19 protein-coding genes are annotated in these 24,362 nt (G+C 68.4%); 6 read left to right on the forward strand and 13 right to left on the reverse strand.

The features are described from left to right. Positions 1 to 3: 3 nt before the first annotated feature. The 7 genes from BYZ73_RS10935 to BYZ73_RS22385 all read right to left on the reverse strand — a co-directional run bounded on the left by BYZ73_RS10935 (position 4) and on the right by BYZ73_RS22385 (position 7,537). Positions 4 to 915 carry an SMP-30/gluconolactonase/LRE family protein gene (locus BYZ73_RS10935; protein ID WP_112315974.1) on the reverse strand — a complete coding sequence of 304 codons (912 nt, stop codon included), beginning with the start codon at positions 913 to 915 and terminating at the stop codon, positions 4 to 6. Between the two features lie 6 nt (positions 916 to 921). Continuing rightward, positions 922 to 1,875: an ABC transporter permease gene (locus tag BYZ73_RS10940; protein WP_245943118.1), complete on the reverse strand. Its 954-nt coding sequence runs from the start codon at positions 1,873 to 1,875 to the stop codon at positions 922 to 924. A gap of 13 nt (positions 1,876 to 1,888) precedes the next feature. After that, positions 1,889 to 2,938: an ABC transporter permease gene (locus tag BYZ73_RS10945; protein WP_112315976.1), complete on the reverse strand. Its 1,050-nt coding sequence runs from the start codon at positions 2,936 to 2,938 to the stop codon at positions 1,889 to 1,891. Continuing rightward, entirely contained in the window at positions 2,935 to 4,470 is a 1,536-nt protein-coding gene (locus tag BYZ73_RS10950) for a sugar ABC transporter ATP-binding protein (protein ID WP_112315977.1), read from the reverse strand. Before BYZ73_RS10950 ends, BYZ73_RS10945 begins: the two co-directional genes overlap by 4 nt. A 95-nt stretch (positions 4,471 to 4,565) precedes the next feature. After that, positions 4,566 to 5,720, reverse strand: coding sequence for a sugar ABC transporter substrate-binding protein (locus tag BYZ73_RS10955; protein ID WP_112315978.1), 1,155 nt, complete (start codon positions 5,718 to 5,720; stop codon positions 4,566 to 4,568). Between the two features lie 188 nt (positions 5,721 to 5,908). Next, positions 5,909 to 6,685 (reverse strand): FadR/GntR family transcriptional regulator, encoded by a 777-nt coding sequence (locus BYZ73_RS10960; protein ID WP_108027278.1) that lies wholly within the window; start codon positions 6,683 to 6,685, stop codon positions 5,909 to 5,911. 354 nt (positions 6,686 to 7,039) lie between these two features. Beyond that, positions 7,040 to 7,537 (reverse strand): hypothetical protein, encoded by a 498-nt coding sequence (locus BYZ73_RS22385; RefSeq protein WP_181498023.1) that lies wholly within the window; start codon positions 7,535 to 7,537, stop codon positions 7,040 to 7,042. 975 nt (positions 7,538 to 8,512) lie between these two features. Between BYZ73_RS22385 and BYZ73_RS10965 the strand changes: the two genes are divergently transcribed. The 5 genes from BYZ73_RS10965 (at position 8,513) to BYZ73_RS10985 (ending at position 14,376) form a co-directional block, all read left to right on the forward strand. Beyond that, entirely contained in the window at positions 8,513 to 9,181 is a 669-nt protein-coding gene (locus BYZ73_RS10965) for a phosphatidylserine decarboxylase (protein WP_112315979.1), read from the forward strand. An 18-nt stretch (positions 9,182 to 9,199) separates the two neighbouring features. Further along, complete coding sequence (gene pssA / locus BYZ73_RS10970; RefSeq protein ID WP_112316052.1) at positions 9,200 to 9,952, forward strand: CDP-diacylglycerol--serine O-phosphatidyltransferase; 753 nt, start codon at positions 9,200 to 9,202, stop codon at positions 9,950 to 9,952. 498 nt (positions 9,953 to 10,450) lie between these two features. Continuing rightward, the gene (gene hemP / locus BYZ73_RS10975; RefSeq protein ID WP_075786720.1) at positions 10,451 to 10,609 is read left to right on the forward strand and encodes a hemin uptake protein HemP; all 159 of its coding nucleotides are present in this window, start codon (positions 10,451 to 10,453) and stop codon (positions 10,607 to 10,609) included. Positions 10,610 to 10,861: 252 nt separating this feature from the next. Next, the gene (locus BYZ73_RS10980; RefSeq protein ID WP_112315980.1) at positions 10,862 to 11,974 is read left to right on the forward strand and encodes an alpha/beta fold hydrolase; all 1,113 of its coding nucleotides are present in this window, start codon (positions 10,862 to 10,864) and stop codon (positions 11,972 to 11,974) included. Then, positions 11,974 to 14,376 carry a plasma-membrane proton-efflux P-type ATPase gene (locus BYZ73_RS10985; protein ID WP_112315981.1) on the forward strand — a complete coding sequence of 801 codons (2,403 nt, stop codon included), beginning with the start codon at positions 11,974 to 11,976 and terminating at the stop codon, positions 14,374 to 14,376. Before BYZ73_RS10980 ends, BYZ73_RS10985 begins: the two co-directional genes overlap by 1 nt. 41 nt (positions 14,377 to 14,417) lie before the next feature. On the opposite strand, the gene BYZ73_RS10990 is transcribed toward BYZ73_RS10985, so the two are convergent. Then, a complete protein-coding gene (locus tag BYZ73_RS10990; RefSeq protein WP_112315982.1) occupies positions 14,418 to 15,632 on the reverse strand; it encodes a CaiB/BaiF CoA transferase family protein in 1,215 nt (404 codons plus the stop codon). A gap of 348 nt (positions 15,633 to 15,980) precedes the next feature. On the opposite strand from BYZ73_RS10990, the gene BYZ73_RS10995 reads away from it, so the two are divergent. Beyond that, the gene (locus BYZ73_RS10995) at positions 15,981 to 18,155 is read left to right on the forward strand and encodes a malate synthase G (RefSeq protein ID WP_112315983.1); all 2,175 of its coding nucleotides are present in this window, start codon (positions 15,981 to 15,983) and stop codon (positions 18,153 to 18,155) included. A 9-nt stretch (positions 18,156 to 18,164) separates the two neighbouring features. Here the strand turns inward: BYZ73_RS10995 and BYZ73_RS24015 are convergent, their stop codons facing one another. The 5 genes from BYZ73_RS24015 to BYZ73_RS11020 form a co-directional block, all read right to left on the reverse strand. Then, entirely contained in the window at positions 18,165 to 19,394 is a 1,230-nt protein-coding gene (locus BYZ73_RS24015) for a PAS domain-containing protein (RefSeq protein ID WP_108027272.1), read from the reverse strand. 267 nt (positions 19,395 to 19,661) lie between these two features. Beyond that, positions 19,662 to 20,804 carry an aminotransferase class V-fold PLP-dependent enzyme gene (locus BYZ73_RS11005; protein ID WP_112315984.1) on the reverse strand — a complete coding sequence of 381 codons (1,143 nt, stop codon included), beginning with the start codon at positions 20,802 to 20,804 and terminating at the stop codon, positions 19,662 to 19,664. A gap of 78 nt (positions 20,805 to 20,882) precedes the next feature. Next, a complete protein-coding gene (gene chrA / locus BYZ73_RS11010) occupies positions 20,883 to 22,082 on the reverse strand; it encodes a chromate efflux transporter (protein WP_112315985.1) in 1,200 nt (399 codons plus the stop codon). Between the two features lie 73 nt (positions 22,083 to 22,155). Continuing rightward, the gene (locus tag BYZ73_RS11015) at positions 22,156 to 22,782 is read right to left on the reverse strand and encodes a response regulator (protein ID WP_112315986.1); all 627 of its coding nucleotides are present in this window, start codon (positions 22,780 to 22,782) and stop codon (positions 22,156 to 22,158) included. Then, a complete protein-coding gene (locus tag BYZ73_RS11020) occupies positions 22,779 to 24,182 on the reverse strand; it encodes an ATP-binding protein (RefSeq protein WP_112315987.1) in 1,404 nt (467 codons plus the stop codon). The genes BYZ73_RS11015 and BYZ73_RS11020 overlap by 4 nt, the downstream gene beginning before the upstream one ends. Positions 24,183 to 24,362 lie beyond the last annotated feature (180 nt).

The following is a 24,362-nucleotide window of genomic DNA, read 5'->3' on the forward strand; positions in this document are numbered from 1 at the left end:
GGCTCAAAGCCCGGTCGCGTTGACGTAGATCGCATAGACCGAGCTGGTGGCGCAGATCAGCAGCCGGTTCCGGGCGGGGCCGATGAAGCAGAGATTGGCCACCGTCTCGGGCACCGCGATCCGGCCCAGCATCGTGCCGTCGGGGGCGAAGCAATGCACGCCGTCGCCGGCCGAGCTCCAGAGGTTGCCGGCCCGGTCCAGCCGGAAGCCGTCGAAGACGCCGGTTTCGCAGCGGCAGAAGGGCACGCCCTCGCCGACCCTCATGCCATCGTTCGAGACCGGATAGGCGCGGATCTCGGGCGGGCAGGCGGGGTCGTGGGTGATGCCGGTATCCGACACGTAAAGCACGCTGCCATCGGGCGAAAAGGCCAGCCCGTTCGGTTGCCGCAGATCCTCGACCACGGCCTTAAGCGCACCGTCGGGTCCGATCCGGTAGACGTTCTGGGCCCCGATCTCGCTTTCGGCGGCGGCGCCCTCATAGTCGCTGTCGATGCCGTAGGTCGGGTCCGAGAACCAGACCGACCCGTCCGCGCGCACGGTCACGTCATTGGGCGAGTTCAGACGCCTGCCGCGATAGCGGTCGGCCAGTACGGTCCGCGTCCCGTCGGGCTCGATCCTGGTCACGGCGCGGCCGCGATGTTCGCAGCGGATCAGGCGGCCTTCGCGGTCGACCGCATGGCCGTTCTGGTTCAGCGCCGGGCTTTCGAAGACCGACACCGACCCGTCGGTCGCGTCCCAGCGCATCACCCGGTCATTGGGGATGTCGGACCAGATCGCGTATTTTCCGGCCGGAAACCAGGCCGGTCCCTCGCACCAGCGCCCGCCGGTCCAGAGCCGGTCGAGCCGGGCTTGGGTGTGGATCAGCCGCGCGAAGCGGGCGTCGCGGATGTCATAAAGCGGGGCGGTCTCGGTCATGGGGCCTCACGAGGGGAAACGCGCACTGCGGCCATGGACCAGCAACATGCACAGGATGAAGCTGCCATAGATCACCTGCCGCCCGGGCTCGGGCATCTGCATGATCGACAGCACGGAATTGAGAAGCACGATCAGCACCACTCCGGCGAAGGTCCCGGCATAGCGGCCCTGACCGCCCAGGATACGGGTGCCGCCGATCACCACCGCCGCGATGGCCGGCAGCAGGAACGGCGTGGCCATGCCCTGATAGGCCCTGGCCGAATAGCCCGCCAGCAACACGCCCGCGAGCGCCGCGCAAAGCCCCGACGCGGCGAAGGCGCCGACGATCACCCGGCGGGTGCGGATGCCCGCCAGATAGGCCGCGGCCTCGCTGGTGCCGGTGGCATAGATCTCGCGGCCGAAGGCGGTGCGGCGCAACAGGACGGCGATCGCGACCGACACCGCCAGCCAGACGAAGATCGCGGCCGGAACGTCCGCGACCTTACCGGCGGCCAGCAGGCGCATCGTGCCGGTGGCGCGGTCCTGGGGCGCAAAGCCCCCCGTCTGGGTCACCATCAGCCCGCGCAGCACGGAATCGACGCCAAGCGTGAAGATCATCGGGGGGATCCGCAGCACCGCGACGCTGAGCCCGTTGAAAAGCCCCGCGGCCAGCCAGACCGCCACCCCGGCCGGGATCGCCCAGGGGCCGCCGACCGCGGTCGCGACCATCGCCGCGGCGGTCATCGTCCAGGGCACCGAGAGGTCGATATGCCCCAGCAGGATCACCATCATCATCCCCGCCGCGACGATCCCCAGAAAGGCACCGGTCTGCAATTGCTGCAACAGGTATCCCGGCATCAGCAAGGGCGCGGTGCCCGCCGTGGCCAGCGTATAGGCCGTGCCCAGCACCAGGATCGCCAGAACGAAGCCCGAGACGATCAGGACCGGCCGGGTCTCGGGGGGAATCTGGGAAAACGTCATCGCCATGGTCCTGCTACCGGAAAAGCTCGAGACGGTTGCGCACCCTCAGCGTGCGCAGCGCGCCGAGGCTGACTGCGGCCAGCAGCACCGCGCCCTCGATCAGCGGCTGCAACAGCGGGTCGACCGAGAGGATGCGGAAATAGAAAGACAGGGTGCGCACCAAAAGCGCCCCCACGATGGACCCGAGCGCGCCGTCGACGCCCCCCATCAGCGAGGTGCCGCCAAGCACCACCGCGGCGATGGAATTGAGCGTGTAGGTTCCCGCCTGGGCGATATCGGCATTGCCCGAGGAGGTCTGGATCGCAAGACAAAGCCCGCCGCAAGCGGCGAAGAAGCCCGCCAGCGTGAAGGCCGCGATCCGGGCCCGGGCGACGGGCAGCCCCGACAGGACGGCTGCGGGTTCGGCCGAGCCGATGGCATAGACGGTGCGCCCGGTCAGGCTGCGCCGGAACGGCAGCCAGACCCCGAGCGCCACGACCAGCACGATCAGGATCGGCACCGGAATCCAGGCCACCGGCCGCAGCCAGGCCGCCTCGGGGTCGGCAAGGTTCCAGGTCGCGACAAGCTCGGCCAGATCGTTGGTCAGCGCCCAGCTCAGATCGGCATCGACCCGGCCACCGGGGCGGGGCCTCAGGATCAGCGCCAGCCCGATGGCAATGGCGCCGGTCGCCAGCGTGGCGATGATCGGCTGCAGCCGCCCATAGACCACAACAAGCCCGTTCAGTGCGCCGAAGGCGGTTCCCGCCAGAAGCGTCGCGGCCATGCCCAGCGCGACCTGCAAGGGCGGCCCGGTCACCAGCTCGGAGGCGAGACAATTGGCCAGCGTCATCTCCGCGCCGACCGACAGGTCGAGCCCGCCCAGCAGTACGGGCAGGGTCTGGGCGATGGCCAGAAACACCAGCGCCACGCTTTCATTGGCGTTCTGGATCAGCACGGCCCCCGAAAACCCGCGCGGATGCAGCATGTTGTAGACGAGATACAGCAGCAGAAAGAGCGCCAGCGCCCCCAGCGGTGCGGCCTTGCGGCCGGCCCTGGCCCCAAGCCTGCGAAGGCCCGGGCTCATGCCGGCACCTCGGCGGGGGGGCGGGCCGGGCCGATATTCAGCGCCGCACTCAGCAACGCTTCTTCGGTCAGACCGGTGCCCGACAGCTCGGCCGCGATCCGGCCGTCAACCATCACCGCCACCCGGTCGGCGCAGCCGATCAGTTCGGCATAGTCGGTCGAATAGAACAGGATCGCCTTGCCGCGGTCGGCGAGCACGCGCATCAGCGCGTAGATTTCCTGCTTGGTGCCCATGTCGATGCCCCGGGTCGGATCGTTCAGCAGGATCACATCGGGATCGGTCATCAGCCAGCGGGCGATCACCACCTTCTGCTGGTTGCCGCCCGACAGGGTGGCGACCGCGTCGCCGGGGCGGGCGGCCTTGATCCGCAGGTGGGCGATGGCCTCGCGCACCGCAGCGGCCTCGCGCGCGGGCGAAACTATGCCCTCGCGCGAGACCCGGTCGTAGGAGGCCGCCAGCAGGTTGTCGGCAATCGACATCGGCAGCATCAGCCCCTCGGTCTTGCGGTCCTCGGGCACCAGCGCGATCCGGGCGGGCGGGCGCCGCGCCGCGGCCGGCGAGCCCGGAAGCCCCGTGCGCCCGCCCAGCGTGACCGGCCCCGAACCCCCGCGCAACACCCCGAAAAGCGCCAGCAGCAATTCCTTCTGGCCCTGCCCGTCAAGCCCGCCCAGACCGAGGATCTCGCCCCGGCCAAGGGCCAGATCGACCCCGGTCAGCCGCGGCGGCCAGCGCAGGTCGTCGATCTTCAGATGCGGCGCGCGCGGGGCCGGGGCGGGCTTTGGCGGAAAATGCGCGACGATGTCGCGCCCGATCATCATCCGCTCGATCTCGGGCGCGCTGCGCGTGCCACGGGCGAAGGTTTCGACATGGCGACCGTTGCGAAAGACCGACAGCCGGTCGCACAGCCGGTCGACCTCGTGCATCCGGTGCGAGATGAAAAGACAGCTGACCCCCCGCGCGCGCAGATCGGCCAGCAGCCGGTAGACCGTCTCGACATCCTGCGCGCCAAGCGCCGAGGTCGCCTCGTCGAGGATCAGCACCTTCGGGTCGCGCGCCAGGGCCTTGGCGATCTCGACCATCTGGCGGCGCGACAGCGACAGGTCGCGAACAGGCATTTCGGGGTCGAACCCGTTGCAGCCGATCCGCGCCAGCACCGCCTTGGCCCGCTGCCGCTGGGCGCGGCCGTCGATCAGCCCGAAGCGGCGCGGCGGATCGGCCACCGAGATGTTCTCGGCCACCGTCAGGTCGGGGATCAGCGACAGTTCCTGAAAGACGCAGACGATGCCCGCAGCGGCCGCCTCGGCGGGCGAGGCAAAGCGCACGGGCCGGCCGGCCAGGCGGATCTCGCCGCTATCGGGCCGCAGCACCCCGGCGAGGATCTTGATCAGTGTCGACTTGCCCGCCCCGTTCTCGCCGAGGATCGCATGGATCGAGCCCGCCTCGCAGGCGAAATCGACCGCATCGAGCGCCTGCGTCCCGGCAAAGGCCTTCGAGACGCCGGACAGTCGGATCGCGGGCTCTGGGATGGGCATTGGGCGGGCACTCCGAGGCGGCGGGCCGGGGCAGGGACCGGGGCAAGGGCAGGGGCCCTCCGCCGCGCTTTCATGCGGGCGGCAGGGGCGGGCGGTCAGTTCGTGTCGGCCTCGGACTGTGCCATGATCGCAGGTCCGGTGATGTTCACGCCGCAGGGCGGAAACGCGTTCACGGTGGAGAAGCTGTCGGGCAGGTCGCTCCAGTAGTTCACGCCGTCCTGCAACTGGTCGTAGGTGGCAACCGGAAGCGGGACCGAAATCAGCTGCGGCATCGGATTGCCCTCGAGCGCCGAGATCGCGGCCTTCATCGCGATGGCCACCAGACCCGGCGACTGGCCGATCGAGATGCCCTTCAGACCCTCGTCGGCATGCTGGGCGACGAGCTTGCGAAACCCGTTTTCGGATTCGCCCGCGACCGGCACCATCGGATGGCCGGAATCGAGCATCGCCTGAACAACACCGGTGGTTCCGCCCTGGGCGAGGATGGCGTCGAAATGGCCATGCACCGCGATGGCGTCGGCCACCACCTTCTGCGCCGTGCCGTCATCCCAGTTGCCCACCACCGAGACCCTCTGCCAGTCGCCGCCCGACTCGTCGAGCACCCGGTTGATGCCCAGCGAGCGGTCGCGGTCGACCGAGTTTCCGGGCAGCCCGCGCAACTCGAGGATGCGACCCGAGGTCTTGCCCTCGGCCTTCAGCTGATCCAGCACGAAGCCTGCCCAGGTCCGGCCCATCGCCAGCTGGTCCTCGTTGACCTGCATCACCTTGTCGGTGCCGAGCTCCTTGTCGGTGCCGAGCACATTGTCGAAGGGCACCAGCACCACGTCGTTGCGGCTGGCCAGCCGGATCACCCGGTCGAAGCCGTCCGGCGCCACCGCGATGGTGACGATGGCGTCATAGCCCTGATTGATGAAATCCTCGATCGCGCCCAGCTGCACGGCGGCGTCGGTGCCGGTCGAGACCACCTTGAATTCGGCGATCCGGTCGCGGATCGAGGGGTCTTGGGCGAAGGCCTTGGCGGTCTTGATCATCTGGATGCGCCAGCCGTTGCCGACAAAGCCGTTGACGATGGCGATCCGGTAGGGTCCCTCGCGCGGGGCCCATTGCAGATAGCCGGTCTCGGCGCTCCAGGGCGCGAAGCAGGCCGGGTCGGCGCCCGGTCCGGTCACGCTTTGCGGACCGGCCAGAGCCAGACCCGATGACAGCACGACCTCTGCCAGCGCGGGGGCGATCAGGCGAACAGCCGTCATGTCTTCCTCCCTCGGTGCTCTTTCGCACTCCTTTTTGCCCCCTGTTGCCGGGCCGCCTCCTCGCGGCGCAGGTCAAGGGCGGTTCTGGCCCGGGCCTTGTTGGGCCCGGTCGATCCTTTCGCCCGGCGCCCCCTTTGGGCTGCCGGTCGCCTTCCGCGCCGTCCCCGTCGGGGCCTGGCAGGACCCGATCAGCGGTCGAAATTCCCCACCCCCGCCTGCAGATGTGCGCGCATGCGGTACTGGTAAGCCAGCCGGTCGCGGGCCTCCAGCGCGTCGAGGATGCCGGCATGTTCGCCAAACGTGTCGGTGGCATAGATCTGCTGGGTCTTTCCGATGGCCATGATCCGCAGGATCACCGGCTTCATGATCTTGTAGACGTCGAGGATCGCCTTGTTGCCCATCACCGCGATCAGCCGCGTATGCAGGCGAAAGTCGATCTCGGCCGCCTCGTCGCAGCTGCCCGCCCGGCGCAGCCCCTCGTTGATGTCACGCAGCTCGGCGATGTCGGCCCGGGCGACCCGGTCGAAGATCAGATCGACGCTGGCGATCTCGAGCAGGCCGCGAAAGCCCTGGATGTCCGAAAAGGTCTTCCGCGAGACCTCGAGCGTGTTGAAGGAAAACAGCTCCAGCGCGCGTTCCATCCGGTCGTCGACGATGGTGGCCCCGACCTTGGGGCGGACGGTGACGATGCCATAGGCCTTGAGAATGCGCATCGCCTCGCGCACGGTGTTGCGGCTGGCCTGGAACCGGTCGCAAAGTTCGCGCTCGGTGGGCAGGCTGTCGCCGACGCGCAGGCCCTCGGCGGCGATCAGAGCGCGCAGCTTTTCGGCCAGATCCTCGACCGCCGACAGCCCCGAGGCGGCGCCGACAGCTCTGGCTGTCGCACCGCCGGTCGATGGGCCTGCCCTGGCAGAGAGGGCGGTATCTCTTTCCACCTCTGGCGGCGGACCGTCCTCTTCGCGCATGGGCTGCTCCTTGTTTCGGATTGCATTTGTGAAATCGAATTTAGGGACGCGAAGAAACACCTGTCAATGCGATGTTGGTTGGGTGAAAGGCTTCGCGATCGATTGCGGGCCAATGGGCGGGCACGCCTCAAAGGCAAAAGGGGGAAATGCGGGAAGGTGCGAATTTCGCATTTTCCGGGGAAGATTCGTGTTTTTGGAATATTCCGGGAGTGCCCTGACAGGTGCCGCGAGCGTCGCAACCGCGGCGGGCTTGGCCGTGAGAGGAGCGGGAGAGGGCCGGGTCGGCTCCCAGGAGGGGCGAAAAAGCGCGCCAAAGCAGAGAAGCCGGAAAGTCCAGGAATGTCAAATCAATCCCTATTCCGACGCGGGGCAGTGCCTGTTGGTGAAGACCGACATCCCCGATTTTGGATCGGATTGCATGGGTTTCCCCCGCGCCTTCGGACTGACGGCGAATGTGTCGGTCGAGAGAGTTTCTGGCCGGATGGCGGCCCGGCGACGGATCTTGCCTGCATATCTGCCGAATCCCGGTATCACGGTCATGACCAGATATTCGCCTGCGAGAGCGCGGACCAGAAAACGCGGAATGACATTTCCAAGGGACGTATTCCGACGGCCGGTGCGATTCTGGCCGGGCGTCTGAAGGGCGAAAACGATCGGGCAAGGCGGCGGGTCCTCGATCTCCGGGACGATGTCGCCCGAATTCGCGCTTCGGAAGCGGGGCGCTTTGAGCAGGAGAATTTCGTGATGAATCGCGGCAATCGTGCGCTCGATGTCGTGGAGGGCGCGAAATGCTATAAATGACACGGCTTTGCTGTTCCGAATGATGCGGGCAGAGATAAATCTCCTGCGCATGACGGCACGTTCGAGCACCCGCCCCACGTATCAGGCCCGCTTCGAATCGAGATGGATCATCGGACGCACGGACGGGTCTTTTACCAGCATCCAGGTTTCACCATCCCGACATTTCTCGATAGCCCGTGGCGCACCTCCTCGTTCGATCCATATGTCGCGCTTCGGAAAATGGTCCGGCCACCGCTGAGGACCTGGCAGATCCCGTTTCGCGAAAAGGCTGCAATGCAGCGGGGACAAGCATTCTGGACGCGGTCAATCCGGTCCGGAAGGGCCGCGCCCCGGCGCAGGCGCTGAAAGCCGGGCATTCGAGCGGGGCGCTCGGCCTTGACTTGGGGGATTCCGGAGATGCAATCGCCCCTATCTGCTGCGCATCGATGCCCCCGCCGCGTCGGGAGCGTGTCAAACCCGCCGACGCGTTCTTCGCCAGAACTGCGGACGTCGATGATTTCATCCTGTCCCGGTTCGATCATGACGGCGATGTCATGATCGAGGTGACGCCAGATCGGCTCGACCGCCCGCATCGGCTCAGAAAGGCGATGTCCTCCGGCTCCGGCGGGTCCGGGCCAGGGGGGGCGAAAAGGGCCCGCACGCTGGGCCAAGAGCTTCTGCTGCTCTGCGCCGAAGCCGAGGTGCAGCACTGTCCGGCCGGGTCCGGCCAGGCTGAGATCTGCATCGTCGGGATTGTCCCCGGCGAATACGTTCAGCCTCTGCGTCAAGTGACACAGACGCCAGGCCCGATCCGTCCGGGGCCGGCGCGGGGCCGGTCGCCGGGAGGTCCGAGCTGGTTCCGGGCCAAATCCCGCGGGCGCTTCGGTCTGCGCGGCACTCAGGTCTTTGGGCCGAAAACGCGACGCGGCGCCTCCTGTCAATTTCCGGATGCTTCGGCACGGCCTGCCCGACGCCGCGCCGATCTGCGGTTTGCATCGCCTGCGCAAAGGACTATTCACGGGAAAACCAATCAATCCGGCGGGGCTCATGACCGTTTCGATGCTGTCCACCTTCGTCAAGCCGATGCATCCCGAAGGGCGCCGTTTCGTCGCCATCGCGGCGGGGCTGACGGTTCTTCTGTTCCTGATCTGGACGCCTCTGGGCTGGATCGGCCTCGGGCTGACAGTCTGGGTCTATTACTTCTTCCGCGACCCCGAACGGGTAACGCCCGTCCGGCCGGGGCTGATGGTCTCGCCTGCCGACGGGATCGTGTCGCTGCTGGAACCCGCTGTGCCTCCGGCCGAGCTGGGCCTGGGGGCGGCGCCGATGACCCGGGTTTCGGTCTTCATGTCGGTCTTCAACTGCCATGTGAACCGGCTGCCCGCGGCGGGACGGGTGACAAAGGTCGCCTACCGGCCCGGCAAGTTCCTGAACGCCTCGCTCGACAAGGCGTCCGAGGATAACGAGCGCAACGGGCTGGCGGTCGAGCTGGCCGACGGGCGCCGCTATGGCGTGGTGCAGATCGCAGGGCTGGTCGCGCGGCGCATCCTGTGCTGGACCGCTGAGGGCCAGAGTCTTGCGACCGGCGAGCGTTTCGGCCTGATCCGTTTCGGCTCGCGGCTCGATATCTACCTGCCCGAAGGCGTGGAGCCGCGGGTTGCCATCGGCCAGACCATGGTGGCGGGCGAAACCGTCATCGCAGATCTTGGCGCCTGAGCGCATGGAGGGCTGATGATGAAGAAGTTCATCCGCCGCGACCCGCAGCACCGCGACCAGGTGCCGTTCCTGCAGCTTCTGCCCAATCTGGTGACGCTGTCGGGCATGTGCCTGGGGTTGACTTCGATCCGCTTTGCGATGGACGGGCGCTATGACGGGGCGGCGCTGCTGATCCTGCTGGCAGCGCTGATGGACGGGCTCGACGGGCTTCTGGCGCGGCGCCTGAACGCCACCTCGAATTTCGGGGCCGAGCTCGATTCGCTGTCGGATTTCCTCTGCTTCGGGGTTGCGCCGGGCCTTCTGGTCTATCGCTATTTCCTCGAGCCCTCGAACAATTTCGGCTGGATCTTCGTGCTGGTCTTTGCCGCCGCCTGTTGCCTTCGGCTGGCCCGCTTCAACGTCATGCGCGACGAGAACGAGGCGCAGACCAGCCATCACTTTCTCGGGGTGCCGGCCCCGGCCGGGGCGATGCTGGGGCTGCTGCCGCTGTTTCTGGCGCTGTCAGGCATCGTCGATCTGCGGGCGACGCCGCATCTGGTGGCCTTCTGGATCGGGCTGGTGGGTCTTCTGATGATTTCGCGGATCAAGACCTTTTCGCCCAAGGCGATGCGCATTCCGCGCGCGCTGGTCGGGCTGATGATGTTCGCGACGGTGGCGGCGGTCGGACTGATGTTCACCCGCATCTGGCTTTTGCTGGTCACGCTCGACCTGATCTATCTGGCGATGCTGGTCCATGCCGCGCTGCAGGCGCGCCGCCAGGGTCCGGTCTGACCCCGTCCGGTCCCGTAAAAGGTCCGGTCCCGGCCGCGGTCGCCCCGCGGCCGTTTCTTTTTCGGGCGTTTACGGCGCAGCGCCCGCGGTTTCGGCAACGCTCCGCATGAGCGGTGCAAAGGCCCCTTTTCCTCGCCGTTGAAAGTTGATAGAAATGCTCAGGTACGCGACGCATGCTTGCGCGCCGCATCACAGTCACTTGTCAGGCCCCAGCTCGTCGCCCGGTCCCCTGCCCGATCAAGACAGAAACGCGCGATGACTCTTCCAGCCGATTTCCCCCATCCACGCCGGTTTTTTCCGGACCTGTCCCCGTCTGAACCCGGGCGCACGACGCTTGCCCTGTCCGGGACCAGGGCCGGAGACGGCGGCACAGGACGGGAGGGAAGGCCAGAGCTGCGCGGCAGAATCCGCAATGGAATGGAGGGACAGAATGGAGCGACCCAACGCCCGCACGACCATGGTGACCAGAGCCGCCAGCCCGGCGGGGAGGGCGCCCCGATGACCCTTGTCCAGGCGATCCGCCACAGCAGCGGCGAAAGCAATCAACACGATGCGCGGATTCTGACCGGCGGCGGCAATACTGCGGTGATCGTGCTCGACGGCGTGGCCTACACGCTGCGGATCACCCGCTCGGGCAAGCTGATCCTGACCAAGTGAGCCTTCGGCCGGCGGCGGGCACCCGCCGGCCTGTCGGCCGTTCCGGACTGCTGGGCGCCCGTCACGCTGCATCGCAGCATTGTCACTTTACATATTTGCAAGCCGGGCATAACGCTGGGGACATTCGGGCCCCCTATATCGGGGACAAGATCCGTTCCGGAGCCGTCCCGAAGCCCTCGATGCCCCGCCCCTTCGCAGGGGTCGACGCGGCCGCGGGACTGGCGACGTCCAGTCCGCAGAAGGAGCCGCGCCATGACCGACAGACCGCAGGATATCGAACAATCCGTGCCGTGGTTCTGGCCGATGGCCGCCGTCCTCGGCTGGCAGGAGGCCGGCTATCAGGCGATGGCCGACGGGCTGCGCTTCGTGGAGGAAGCGGCCGAAATCTCGGCCCCGCCCGAGCCTGACTGGGCCAGTCCGAACAAGGTTCTGCTCGATCTCGACACCATGCGGCTGCGCGATTTCGGGGGCGGCGGCACCGGGCTTCCGGTGATCGTCGATGCGCCCTATGCGGGTCATTCCGCCACCATCGCCGATTTCGCGCCGGGGCAAAGCCTGGCCGCGACGCTTCTGGCCTCAGGGCTTGGCCGGGTGCTGGTCACCGACTGGAAACCGGCCACGCCCGAGATGCGCGATTTCGACATCGACAAGTATCTGGCCGAGATCAACGTGGCGATCGACGAGGTCGGTGGGCGCGCGATCTTGGTCGGTCTGTGTCAGGGCGGCTGGATGTCGGCGATGGTCGCCGCCCGCTTTCCCTCCAAGGTGGCGGCGCTGGTGCTGGCGGGCTCGCCCATCGACACCGATGCCGGCGACGGGCCGATCCGCCGGATGGCACATGAGACGCCGCTTGCGGCCTATCAGAAGATGGTGGCCGCCCATGATGGCCGGATGTCGGGCAGCCTGATGCTGACCGGCTGGAAGAACATGCATGCGGAAAAGCAGTATCTGGGCAAGTTCCTCGACCTGTATGCCCATATCGAGGACCGCAACTATATCGAGCGGACCGAGACCTTCGAACGCTGGTACGAAAACCCGCTGGACCTGCCGGGGCGTTATTACCTTCAGGCCATCGACCTGCTGTTCAAGCAGAACCTCTTCGCCAAGGGCGAATTCGTGGGTCTCGGACGGCGGCTGTCGCTGAAGGACGTGACCTGCCCGGCCTTCCTGCTGGCGGGCGAAAGCGATGACATCACCACCCGCGAACAGGTCTTCGCTGCCGAGGATCTTTTGGGCACGCCGAAGGCGCAGATTCGCAAGCTGCTGGCCAAGGGCGGGCATATCGGGCTCTTCATGGGGCGGCACACCTTGACGGATGTCTGGCCGGGCATCGCGGAGTGGATCGCGGAACAGGGAGGCAAGTGATGGACGCACAGGACCAGCCAGAGGGCAAGACGCTGCCCCCCACCGACCCGCAAAAGGGGCTGAGCACGGCCGAGGCCGCGGCCCGGCTGGCGCGGTTCGGCCCGAACACGCTGGCCGAGGAGCATCGGAGCCTTCTGAAACGGATCTTCGGCTATTTCTGGGGACCGATCCCCTGGCTGATCGAGATCGCGGCGATCCTGTCGCTGGTCCTGTCGGACTGGGCCGATTTCGGCGTGATCCTGGCCATGCTGCTGGTCAATGCGGGCGTCGGCTTTTTCGAGGAAAACAAGGCCGACTCGGCCATCGCCCTGCTCAAGCAGAAGCTTGCCCCCGCCGCCCGGGTGCTGCGCGACGGCCGCTGGCAGGAGATCGCCGCCAAGGACCTGGTGCCGGGCGATCTGGTGCGGCTCGAGATCGGCAACATCATCCCGGCCGATCTGCGCCTGACCGAGGGGCAGTATCTCTCGGCCGACGAGGCGGCGCTGACGGGCGAATCGCTGCCGGTCGACAAGGCGGTCGGCGACACCGCCTATTCGGGCTCGGTCGTGCGGCTGGGCGAGATGGTGGGCGAGGTCACCGCGACCGGCATGAGGACCTATTTCGGCCGCACCGCGGCGCTGGTGCAGGGTCCCGAGCGGCCCTCGCATTTCCAGCAGGCGGTGATGCGGATCGGGAATTTCCTGATCGTCGCCGCGCTGGTGCTGGTCACCATCATCCTGATTGTTTCGATCTGGCGCCAGAATCCGCTGTGGCAGACCGTGCAATTCGCCCTGATCCTGACGGTTGCCGCCATTCCGGTGGCTTTGCCCACGGTGCTGTCGGTGACGATGGCGGTGGGCGCCGAGCGGCTCGCGCGGATGAAGGCCATCGTCTCGCGGCTGGTCTCGATCGAGGAGATGGCGGGCGTCGATGTGCTCTGTTCCGACAAGACCGGCACGCTGACCCTGAACCAGCTGACCGTCGAAACCCCGCGCCCCGCGGCGGGCGCGACGGCAGACGATCTGCTGCTGGCCGCGGCGCTTGCCTGCAATGCCAATGCGCCTGACGCCATCGACCAGGCGGTGCTGGCCGCCGCCGACGGGATCGAGGCGCGGCGCGATTACAAGCTTTCGACCTTCACGCCCTTCGATCCGGTTTCGAAACGGACGCTGGCCGAGGCCCGGCGCGGCGACGAAACTTGGCGCTTTGCCAAGGGCGCGCCGCAGGTGATCCTAGATCTCGCGGGGCTTGAAGGTGTGGCGCGGACCGCGCTCGAGGCCGAGGTCGATGCCCTGGCGGCCCAGGGGTTCCGCGCCATCGGTGCGGCCCGGGCCGAAGGCGAGGGCGCCTGGCAGTTCCTCGGGCTGATCCCGATCTTCGATCCGCCCCGGCCCGATGCCGCCGAGACCATCGCGAAGGCCGGCGAGATGGGGGTCACCGTCAAGATGATCACCGGCGATCACGAGGCCATCGCACGCCAGATCGCGGGGCAACTGGGTCTTGGGCAGGCGATGTACCCGGCGGGCCAGCTTCTGGAGGGCGACCCGGCCGAGGTCGAGGCGCGGGTGCGCGCGGCCGACGGCTTTGCGCGCGTTCTGCCCGAACACAAGTTCCGTATCGTCGAGGTGCTGCAGCAGGGCGGCAGCATCGTCGCGATGACCGGCGACGGGGTGAATGACGCCCCCGCGCTGAAGCGTGCCGATGCCGGGATCGCGGTCAGCGGGGCGACCGACGCCGCGCGCGCCGCCGCCGATCTGGTGCTGACTGAAAAGGGCCTGTCGATCATCACCGAGGCCATCGCCGAGGCCCGCCGCATCTTCGAGCGGATGACCAGCTACGCGACCTTCCGCATCGCCGAGACGATCCGGGTGCTGCTGTTCATGGCGCTGGCGATCCTGGCCTATGACGTCTACCCGGTCACCGCGATCATGATCGTGCTGCTGGCCGTGCTCAACGACTTCCCGATCATGATGATCGCCTTCGACAACGTGGCCGTGTCGCCCAAACCTGTCCGCTGGGACATGCGCCGCGTCATCACCATCGCGTCGACGCTGGGGGTGATGGGCGTGGTCGAGACCTTCCTGCTGTTCTGGTATGTCGACAGCGTGATGCACCTGCCGCGCGAGACGATCCAGACGCTGATCTTCCTCAAGCTCCTCGTGTCCGGCCACATGACGCTGTACGTCACCCGCAACCAGAACTGGTTCTGGACCCGGCCCTGGCCCGACTGGAAGCTTTTTGCGACCACCGAGGCGACCCAGGTGATCGGCACGCTGATCGCGGTCTATGGGGTGCTCGTCACCCCCATCGGCTGGACTGCGGCACTTCTGGTCTGGGCCTATTGCCTGGCCTGGCTGCCCATCGAGGGCGCCATCGCCATGGGCGTGCGACGGCTCTATGCCGCGCGCCGGGCGGCGGCCTGACGCGCGGCGCGGCGCCCGATCATCGGCACTGGGCGGCGATCTCAGTCCGCGTCGGACAGGACGCCCGCGCCGATCAGCGCATCGATCTCGGCCTCCGTCAGGCCCCAGTCGCAAAGTGCGCGGGGGGCCGGGCGGCTGGCGCTTTCGGGGCCGAGCGCGATCCGGCCCGGGGTGCGGCCGAAGCGGGGCGCGGGGGCCGGTTGCACCACGCCGTCGACGGTCTCGAACAGGCCACGCGCCCGCGCCTGGGCCGATCCCGGCGCCTCGGCAAGGTCGAGAACCGGCGTCACGCAACCGTCGCTTCCGTCGAAAAGCGCGGCCCAGTGATCGCGCGGCCGGCTGGCGAAGATCGCCTCCAGGCGTGCCGTGCAATCGGCCTCGTCCTCGGCCCGGCCGGACAGGAATTGCGGGTCGTCCGCCAGCCCCAGCCGATCCAGCAGGACCTTGCGGAAGGCGGGCTCGATCGCCGCCACGACGACGGCTCCGCCATCGGCACAGACATAGGTGCGATAGCAATGCCGCCCGCCGTCCAGCATGTTGCCGCCCGGGGGCGCGTCGTGCAGGCCAAGGGCCGCCATCCCCGACACCATCGCATAAAGGCTGGCCGACCCGTCGAGGATGCTGGCATCGACCACCTGGCCCTCGCCGCAGCGCCAGGCGTTCATCACCGCCGCGAGACAGCCCACGACGGCGAAAAGCGCGCCGCCGCCCATGTCGCCCATCAGGGGCGGCATGCCCTTGGGCACCCGCCCGTCCTGCCCGAAAAGCGACAGCGCGCCCGAAAGCCCGGTGAAGTTCATGTCATGCCCGGCCATTCCGGCCATCGGCCCGTTCTGCCCCCAGCCGGTCATGCGCACATAGGCCAGGGCCGGATTGGCGGCGAGGCAGGGCTCTGGGCCGAGGCCCAGCCGCTCCATCGTGCCGGGGCGGAACCCCTCGATCAGTGCGTCGGCCTCGGTCACCAGACGCAGAACCAGCCCCCGGCCGGCGTCGGTCTTGAGGTCGACCCGGACATGGGGGCGCGAGCGATAGGTCACCGCAGCGCGCCCGGCCGCGGCCGGGTCAAGCGCCGGATCGGGCGCGGGATAGCCGCCGGGCCGGTCGATGCGGATCACCTGCGCGCCCAGATCGGCCAGGATCATCGCGGCATAGGGGGCGGGGCCAAGCCCCGTCATCTCGACCACGCGAAGCCCGGTCAGCGGCCCCTCGCGCGTGGTGGCGGCGGCGGCGGGCTCGGGGCAGGGGCGATAGGGCATCGGGGCGTCTCCGGTCCAAGCGATCCGCCCATCGGCTTAGCGCAGATCGGCCGTCCGGGACAGGTGCCCGGCACCGGCGACGCGGCGGAAGGCCTGGCACAAAGGGGCAGGGGGCTGAAGGGAGAGACAGGCGGACCCCGTCGGGGTCGGTCGATCCGGAACCGATGGGGCAGGCCGCGACCGGCAGAGACGACGCCCGGCAGCTGAACAGGAACCGATCGCGGCAGGCCCCTGCCAAGGATCATACCGCAGAATCGGCCTGCCGGATAGGGTCGGTCCATCGGGACTTGCCAAAGTCGGCCGGACTTGGTCTGACCGCAACGGGAACCATCAGGACAGGAGACCGCCGTGACCGGGAAACACGCGCGCGAAGGCTATGTATCGAAGGCCGGACTTGAGGTCGCGGCCGAACTGGCCGCCTTCATCGAAGAGGCGGCCCTGCCGGGCACCGGGGTCGCGCCCGACCGGTTCTGGGAGGGGCTGGCCGGGCTTGTGCACGACCTGACGCCGAGGAACCGGGCGCTGCTGGAGACGCGCGACAAGCTGCAGGTGCAGATCGACGCCTGGCATCAGGCCCGGCGCGGTGCGCCGCACGATCACGAGGCCTACAAGGCCTTTCTGGAAGAGATCGGCTATCTGCTGCCCGAGGGCGGGGATTTCGAGATCGAGACCGAGGGGCTCGACCCCGAGATCGCCTCGGTGCCGGGACCGCAGCTGGTGGTGCCGATCACCAATGCGCGCTATGCGCTGAACGCGGCCAATGCGCGTTGGGGCAGCCTCTACGACGCGCTTTACGGCACCGACGCGATGGGCGGTCCGATCCCTGCGGGCGGCTACGACCGCGGCCGGGGCGCGCGCGTGGTGGCCCGGGCGCGGGTCTTTCTGGACGAGGCGTTTCCGGTCTCGGGCACCAGCCATGCCGATGCCCGGCGCTACCATGTTCAGGGCGGCGCGCTGCTGGTCGACGACCATCCGCTGGAAGACCCGGCCAAATTCGTGGGCTATCGCGGCCATCCGCGTGCACCCGACGCGGTCTTGCTGAAGAACAACAACCTGCATGTCGAGCTGGTCTTCGACCGCACCCATCCGGTCGGCGCCCGCGATCAGGCGGGGCTTGCGGACATGCGGCTGGAAAGCGCCGTTTCGGCGATCATGGATTGCGAGGATTCGGTCGCCTGCGTCGATGCCGTCGACAAGACCGTTGCCTATCGCAACTGGCTGGGGCTGATGCGGGGCGATCTGTCGACCGATTTCGTGAAGGGCGGCGAGCGGCTGACCCGGGCGCTGTCGCCCGATCTTGACTTCATCGCGCCCGATGGCAGCCCGCTTGCGGTCAAGGGCCGGGCGTTGATGCTGGTGCGCAATGTCGGCCATCTGATGACCAACCCCGCGATCCGCGACGGCGCGGGCCAGGAGATCTTCGAGGGGCTGATGGACGCGGCCATCACCACTCTGATCGCGATGCATGACCTGAAGAAGACCGACGGCGCGCGGAACTCGGTCGCGGGCTCGATCTACGTCGTCAAGCCCAAGATGCACGGCCCCGACGAGGTCGCCTTCGCCGACGAGACCTTCACCCGGGTCGAGGCGATGCTGGGCCTGCCGCGCTATACCGTCAAGCTCGGCATCATGGACGAGGAGCGCCGCACCTCGGTCAATCTCAAGGCGTGCATCCGCGCGGCGAAGCACCGGGTGGCCTTCATCAATACGGGCTTCCTCGACCGCACCGGAGACGAGATCCATACCTCGATGGAGGCCGGGCCCTTCAGCCGCAAGGACTTCATCAAGCGCAAGTCCTGGATCACGGCCTACGAGAACCTCAACGTCGATATCGGGCTCGAATGCGGACTGTCGGGCAAGGCCCAGATCGGCAAGGGCATGTGGGCGATGCCCGACAAGATGGCGGCGATGCTGTCCACGAAGATCGAACACCCCAAGGCCGGCGCCACCTGCGCCTGGGTGCCGTCGCCCACGGCCGCGACGCTGCATGCGCTGCATTATCACCAGGTCGATGTCTTCGCGGTGCAGGCGAGCCTGAAGGCGGGCGGGCGGCGGGCCCATGTCGACGGCATCCTCGACATTCCGCTGGCCACCTTCCGCAAATGGTCGCGGCCCCAGATCGTCCGCGAGGTCGAGAACAACGCCCAGGGGATCCTCGGCTATGTGGTACGCTGGATCGACCAGGGCGTGGGCTGTTCCAAGGTGCCCGACATCAACGATATCGGTCTGATGGAAGACCGCGCTACCTGCCGGATTTCGGCCCAGCATATCGCCAACTGGCTGCATCATGGCGTGGTGACCGAGGATGAGGTGGCCGAGGTGATGCGCCGCATGGCCGAGGTGGTCGACCGCCAGAACGAGGGCGACCCGGCCTACCGGCCGGTGGCGCCGGACTTCGACGGCGTGGCCTTCCGCGCCGCCTGCGATCTGGTCTTCAAGGGCCGTATCCAGCCCTCGGGCTATACCGAGCCGGTGCTGCATGCCCGGCGGCTGGAACGGAAGGCCGAGATCGCGGGGGCCTAGGCCCGGGGCTCAGGCGGCGTAGCGGGTCGCTCCGGCGCGGATCTGTTCGCTGAGTTCGATCAGTGCCTCCAGCCGTGCGCGGATGTCGGCATGGAAGGTCTCGAGCTGGTCGATGGTGGCCGCAAGCCCTTCGCCGCCAGCCGCGAGGCGCCCGCATTCGACCCGGCCCATGACCCGGATCGAATCGAGCCCCAGCACCACGCGGCGCAGGTCGCGGCTGGTCTGGGACATGGTCGCCGCGGCGGCCAGCGCCTCGTGCAGATCGGCCCGCGCCTTGGCGGTGCAGCGCGCCTGCATCGCGCCCAGCAGTGCCAGTTCCTCGTCCCGGTCGGCCGGGCCGAGCGGTTCCTTCTCGTTGCGGAACTGGCGCAGCAGGTCGGATTGGACCTCGGCGGCGGCCAGCATGAAGACGGCATCGCCCACGACCCGGGCCAGACGGTCGCACAGATTGCCGTCCTGACCGGCAAAGCTGTGCAGCTGCGCGATGATCTCGGCCGACGCGACCTTGTAATTGTCCGAAATCGCGGTGATCGGCCCCCCGACCGGTTCCAGCCGGGCGGCGAAGATGCGCATGTTGGTGGGGATCGACTGCAACGCCTCGAAGGTCTGGATCAGCGCGCCCTGTTCCCGGGTCGCGGCGGTCAGGCTGGCAATCACCTTGTCAAGCGCCGCCAGGCGGGTGCCGCCATCGCTGCCGACAGAGGCGCGCTGGGCAAGCTCCTGCCCCAGCGCCTGGGCCATGAAGTCCTCGTAGCTCGGGAAACCCAGCGCAGTCAGCCGCTCGAGCAGCAGCGCGGCGCTGTCTTCGGGGCTGAGCTTGTCGGCCAGTTCGCGGGCACGCAGCGCGCGGTATTCGGCCTGGACGGCCGGAAACAGCGGTCCGGACGGCTTGATCCGGACCGAAAGATACCCGTCGTCCATCGGCATGACCACGGCGAAGACCCAGTAGTAGCGTCCGTCCTTGGCGAGGTTCTTGACATAGGCCCCGATCGGTCGACCCGACTGGATCGTCTGCCAAAAGAGCCAGAAGACCGCGCGCGGCATGTCCGGGTGGCGGATGATCCGATGCGGTGCCCCGATCAGTCCCGGCCAGTCATGGCCGGAGATCCTCTTGAACACCGCGTTACCAGCGCGAATGACCCCCCGCGAGTCAGTACGGGAGTAGAAGATCTCCTGTAGTGCGAACGGCACTTCGCCCGTCTCGGGCTGGTCGCCCTGACCGACGCCGGGATGCGCCATGACGCCTCCGTAAACTCATACAAACACGGGACTTTCTTGTCGTGAGCTCAGGGCTATCAGTCGAATCTTAATGAAAACTTTCCGGGCTTTTCGTGACGTTGGGTCACTTGAGGGGGCGGGGGTGCGCGCCTCGGGACGAAGCGGGAACATCGCGTTCCGACCGGTCCGGGTGCGCCAATGCCGCCCGCAGGCGCGCGACTCGGCAGGGCCGCGCCGGCCCGGCGAACGCAGTGTCGCCGGGCGGACCTAGTGGCATCTGAGCGGCTGTTACGCCGCGCCCTGCGCGGTCACGCGGTCGACGACCGCCTGCAGCCGGGCGAGCGTAGCGTCGGTATCCGCGAGCTTGTCGAGCCCGAAGAGCCCGATCCGGAAGGTGCGGAAGTCGGACCCCTCGCCAACCTGCAGCGGCGTGCCCGAGGCGATCTGCATGCCCTCGGCGCGGAACCGGGCGCCCGACTGGATCTGGGGATCGTCGGTATAGCAGACCACGACGCCCGGCGCGGCAAAGCCCGGCGCCGCGACCGAGGCGAAGCCGCGCGCGGCCAGCATCTCGCGCACCTTGCGGCCCAGCTCGGCCTGCGCCGCCTTGGCGGCCGCAAAGCCCATCTCGCGGGTCTCGGCCATGGCGTCGCGCAGCCCCAGAAGCGCGTCGGTCGGCATGGTGGTGTGATAGGCATGCCCGCCGTCTTCATAGGCTTTCATGATCGCCCGCCATTTCTTCAGGTCCATGGCGAAGGAGTTCGAGGCCGTGTCGGCCAGCCGCTCGGCGGCGCGGGCCGACAGCATCACCATCCCGGCCGAGGGCGAGGCCGACCAGCCCTTCTGCGGCGCCGAGATCAGCACGTCGACCCCGGTTGCCTGCATGTCGACCCAGATGCAGCCCGAGGCGATGCAGTCCAGAACCATCAGCGCGCCGACCTCATGGGCGGCCGCGGCCATGGCGGCGATGTAGTCGTCGGGCAGGATGATCCCGGCCGAAGTCTCGACATGGGGGGCGAAGACCACATCGGGGCGGGTTTCGCGGATCTTGGCGGTCACGTCCTCGATGGGCGCGGGCGCGAAGGGCGCCTTGGCGGCATTGCCCGCGGGACGAGCCATCAGCACCTCGGTTTCCCCGGCAAATCCGCCCGCCTCGAAGATCTGGGTCCAGCGGTAGGAGAACCAGCCGTTCCGGACGATCAGCGCGCGGCGTCCGGTGGCGAACTGGCGCGCGACGGATTCCATCGCGAAAGTGCCGCCGCCGGGCACCAGGGCCACTTCGGCCGCGCCATAGACCTCGCGCAGCATCGCCGAGATGTCGCGCATGGCGGTCTGGAACTTGGCCGACATGTGGTTCAGCGAGCGGTCGGTGAAAACGACGGAAAACTCGCTCAGGCCGTCGGGATCGACATCGGGACGCAAGCCGGGCATCGGGCAGGACTCCTATGCAATTTTGCCACAGCACTAGGCTCTTGGGCGACGGGATGCCAGCGAAAACCGGGTCTCGGCTCAGCCCGCCAGCGCCAGCGCGGCCCCGCCTGCCGCCCCCAGCAGGACGACTGCCCAGGACGGCGCGCGCCAGAGCGTCAGGGCCAGAAAACCGGCCAGCCCGAGCGCGAAATGGCGCAGATCGGTGATCCCGCCGGTGAAGAGCGGATCGTAAAGCGCGGCCCCCAGCACGCCGACGACGGCCGCGTTCGCCCCTTGCATCGCAGATTGCGCCCGGACCCGGCGGCGGAGGGCGTCCCAGAAGGGCAGAACGCCGATCAGGATCAGGAAGCCCGGCAGGAACAGCGCCGCCAGCGCCAGCAGGGCGCCGACAGAGCCGTTCGGCTCGGGGCCGAGCACCGCGCCGAGATAGGCCGCGAAGGTGAAAAGCGGCCCCGGCACCGCCTGTGCCGCGCCATAGCCCGCCAGAAAGGCGTCATGGCCGACCCAACCCGGGGCGACGGTGCCCGCCTCGAGAAGCGGCAGCACCACATGGCCGCCGCCGAACACCAGCGCCCCGGCCCGGTAGAAGCTGTCGGCGACCGCCAGCGGCTGGGCGAGGCCTGCCAGCAGCGGCAGGCCGCAAAGAAGGCCCGCAAATAGCCCAAGCGCGGCGGCCCCCTGGCGTGGGGTGACCCGGCAGGAGACCGGGGCGGCCGCGCCGGGGGCGCCCCGGCCAAGTCCAAGCCCCGCCAGCGCGCCAAGGACGATGGCCGCCACCATGCCGCCCGCGCCGGGCAGGGCCGCGAGGACCGCCACCGCCCCCAGCGCGATGGCCGCGCGCGGCCGGTCGGGGCACAGGGTCCGGCTCATGCCCCAGACCGCCTGCGCGACGATGGCGACCGCCACCGTCTTCAGTCCGTCAAGCGCGCCCTGACCAAGCGGGCCGGTGACATGCGTCGCGGTCATCGCGAAGCCGAAGAGGATCAGCGCCGAGGGCAGGGTGAACCCCGCGAAGGCCGCCAGCGCCCCGGCCCAGCCCGCCCGCATGAGCCCGAGCGCGAAGCCGACCTGGCTGGAGGCGGGGCCGGGCAGGAACTGGCAGAGTGCAACCAGATCGGCATAGGCCGCATCGCCCAGCCAGCCGCGCCGCGCCACGAATTCATCGCGGAAATAGCCCAGATGCGCGATGGGGCCGCCGAACGAGGTCAGCCCGAGCCGCAGGAAGACCGCGAAGACCTCGGCGGCGTTGCCCCGGCCCGGCGCTGTCGTATCGCTCATGGCCACCGGTCCTTCGCGCCTTGCGATGCGACCGTCCTGCCGCCGTGCTGTGACGCTGGCATGACGGCGGGGGTCAGCTCAGCCCCGTTTCAATGGCCAGCCGGATCAGTTCGGTGGTGTTGCGCAGGCCGAGCTTGCGCTTGAGCTGCGAGCTGGTGTTCGCCGCGGTCTTGTAGCTGATGCACAGCGCATTGGCGATCGACTGCAGATCCTCGCCCCGGCCCAGCAGCCGCAGCACCTGATGCTCGCGCTCGGTCAGGGCGCTCAGCGGATCGGACTTGCCGCCGATCTTCATCGAGGCGACCGAAACGGCCAGCCTGTGCGGCAGGAAGATGTCGCCCCGTTCAAGCGTCCGCACCGCCTCGAGAAAGTCCTCGGGTGCCGAGTTCTTAGACAGATAGCCCCGCGCGCCGGCCTCCAAAGCCTTGGCCGCGAAAACCGCCTGCTCGTTCATCGTGAAGACGAGGATGGCGGCGTCCGGTGCGCGGGACAGCAGCGGGCCGATCATGTTCAGCCCGCCGGGGCCGGGCATGCCGAGGTCGAGCACGATCAGACCGGGGCGGCAGGTTTCGGCCAGACGGTAAGCGATGCGCTCGTTCAGGGCCTCGAGGATCTCGTCATAGCCCAGATCGCGCAGCAACTGGCCGCAGCCGATATGGGTCACGGGGTGATCGTCGACGATCAGTGCGGAGCGCGTCATCGGGCGGGCTCGGGTTCGACGCGGGCGGCCAGGTGCCGGGTCAGCGGCAGGATCGCCGAAAGCCGTGTCCCTCCGGCCTGGCGGCGTCCCAGATCGAGCGTTCCGCCCAGCGCCCGCACCCGGTCGCGCATCGCGGTCAGGCCGCGGCCCTCGACCGCGCGCTCGGACAGGCCGAGGCCATCGTCCTCGACGGTCAGATACAGCACCTCGACCCGGCCGGGAAGTTCATGCGGCTGCACCTCGACCCGGACGCGGCGCGGGCGGCCATGGCGCAGCGCGTTGGTGACGCCCTCCTGCACGAAGCGATAGGCGGTCAGATCGACGATTTCCTCGGTCTCGGGCAGGCGGTCGGGCAGGGCGATGTCCCACTTGATCCCGGTATGGGTGCTCTGGAACCCGTCGATCATGTCGCCCAGTGCCTCGACCAGCGGCAACTGGCCGACCGTCATCGGCCGGAGCGTGGTCAGAAGCCGGGTATTCGCGCTCTGGATCTGGTCCACGATGGCGGTCACGGTCTGGGCGTCGCGCAGCAGCGTATCGTCGCCGCTTTTCAGCGCTGCGCGAGCAATGGCGCCCGCCTTGACCTTGAGACCGAAAAGGCAGGGGCCGAATTCGTCATGCAGCTCCATCGCGATCGAACGGCGTTCGGCGTCACTCAGCGCGACGATCTTGCGGGCCAGCGCGGCCCGGTCGGCCTCGCTGGTCTCCAGGCTGCGGGCAAGGTCGTTGAAGCCGCCCACCAGCGGCTGAAAATCGGGACTGGGCACGCCCGAAATCCGGGTCGTCAGCGCGCCGCCCCTCAGCGCGCCGAGGCCCCGGTTCAGCGTGTCGAGGGGGCCGAGCGCCCGGCGGATCAGCACCACCAGCGCGACGACCGTCACCCCGAAGCCGATCCCCAGCGCCCAGAGCAAGGCCGCCGCGTCTTCCCAGACCTCGTCGATTTCGTCCCTGGGCGCGGCGGTGATCGAGACGAAGCCATAATCGGTGCCGTTGACCAGGACCGGCAGCCGGGTTTCCTGCTCTGCCGGCATCACCAGGTCGCTGAACCACTGCGGCGCCGCGCGCGCGCCCGGTTCGGCGCCGCGCTGGTCGCGGACCTCGGCCCGGGTGACCGGAAGCGCGCCAGTGCGGGCGTCGAAGAGGGCGATCCGCACATGGCGCGGCTCGACCAGCGTCTCGGACAGCCCAGCCAGAACCTGATCCGGCGGGAGGCTGCGCAGGGCCGCGCCGACGGCCGCGATCACCTGGGCCCGCGCCCCGGATTCCGCAGCCGACATTTCCAGGTCGACGGCCCGGCGCGCATTGTAAAGCAGCACGCTTGCCGCCAGCCCAAGTGCTGCCAGCTGCATCAGACCCACACAAAGCACGACCTGCCAGCGCAGGTGCAGCCGATCCACCATCCGCACTCCTCCCTGATCCGCCAAGCATAGCGACTCGCGCGGCTCCGGTCGATTGCCCAAAGGTCGAAGCGGGAAAACCGGACCCCGGGATTGCCGAATCTTCCCGGCCAGAAAGGGGAGGAACGGCGGCGCCGGGCCGTGCTAGCCAGACAGAGGAGGAGATGAGGGGGGAACGGATGG

Source organism: Rhodovulum viride, assembly GCF_003265965.1.
Lineage (GTDB): Bacteria > Pseudomonadota > Alphaproteobacteria > Rhodobacterales > Rhodobacteraceae > Rhodovulum > Rhodovulum kholense.

Excerpts from the sequence above, each read along its gene's own strand:
- BYZ73_RS10935 (WP_112315974.1), bottom strand. The coding sequence starts at position 915 with ATGACCGAGACCGCCCCGCTTTATGACATCCGCGACGCCCGCTTCGCG.
- BYZ73_RS10940 (WP_245943118.1), bottom strand. The coding sequence starts at position 1,875 with ATGACGTTTTCCCAGATTCCCCCCGAGACCCGGCCGGTCCTGATCGTC.
- BYZ73_RS10945 (WP_112315976.1), bottom strand. The coding sequence starts at position 2,938 with ATGAGCCCGGGCCTTCGCAGGCTTGGGGCCAGGGCCGGCCGCAAGGCC.
- BYZ73_RS10950 (WP_112315977.1), bottom strand. The coding sequence starts at position 4,470 with ATGCCCATCCCAGAGCCCGCGATCCGACTGTCCGGCGTCTCGAAGGCC.
- BYZ73_RS10955 (WP_112315978.1), bottom strand. The coding sequence starts at position 5,720 with ATGACGGCTGTTCGCCTGATCGCCCCCGCGCTGGCAGAGGTCGTGCTG.
- BYZ73_RS10960 (WP_108027278.1), bottom strand. The coding sequence starts at position 6,685 with ATGCGCGAAGAGGACGGTCCGCCGCCAGAGGTGGAAAGAGATACCGCC.
- BYZ73_RS22385 (WP_181498023.1), bottom strand. The coding sequence starts at position 7,537 with ATGCGCAGGAGATTTATCTCTGCCCGCATCATTCGGAACAGCAAAGCC.
- BYZ73_RS10965 (WP_112315979.1), top strand. The coding sequence starts at position 8,513 with ATGACCGTTTCGATGCTGTCCACCTTCGTCAAGCCGATGCATCCCGAA.
- pssA (WP_112316052.1), top strand. The coding sequence starts at position 9,200 with ATGAAGAAGTTCATCCGCCGCGACCCGCAGCACCGCGACCAGGTGCCG.
- hemP (WP_075786720.1), top strand. The coding sequence starts at position 10,451 with ATGACCCTTGTCCAGGCGATCCGCCACAGCAGCGGCGAAAGCAATCAA.
- BYZ73_RS10980 (WP_112315980.1), top strand. The coding sequence starts at position 10,862 with ATGACCGACAGACCGCAGGATATCGAACAATCCGTGCCGTGGTTCTGG.
- BYZ73_RS10985 (WP_112315981.1), top strand. The coding sequence starts at position 11,974 with ATGGACGCACAGGACCAGCCAGAGGGCAAGACGCTGCCCCCCACCGAC.
- BYZ73_RS10990 (WP_112315982.1), bottom strand. The coding sequence starts at position 15,632 with ATGCCCTATCGCCCCTGCCCCGAGCCCGCCGCCGCCGCCACCACGCGC.
- BYZ73_RS24015 (WP_108027272.1), bottom strand. The coding sequence starts at position 19,394 with ATGGCGCATCCCGGCGTCGGTCAGGGCGACCAGCCCGAGACGGGCGAA.
- BYZ73_RS11005 (WP_112315984.1), bottom strand. The coding sequence starts at position 20,804 with ATGCCCGGCTTGCGTCCCGATGTCGATCCCGACGGCCTGAGCGAGTTT.
- chrA (WP_112315985.1), bottom strand. The coding sequence starts at position 22,082 with ATGAGCGATACGACAGCGCCGGGCCGGGGCAACGCCGCCGAGGTCTTC.
- BYZ73_RS11015 (WP_112315986.1), bottom strand. The coding sequence starts at position 22,782 with ATGACGCGCTCCGCACTGATCGTCGACGATCACCCCGTGACCCATATC.
- BYZ73_RS11020 (WP_112315987.1), bottom strand. The coding sequence starts at position 24,182 with ATGGTGGATCGGCTGCACCTGCGCTGGCAGGTCGTGCTTTGTGTGGGT.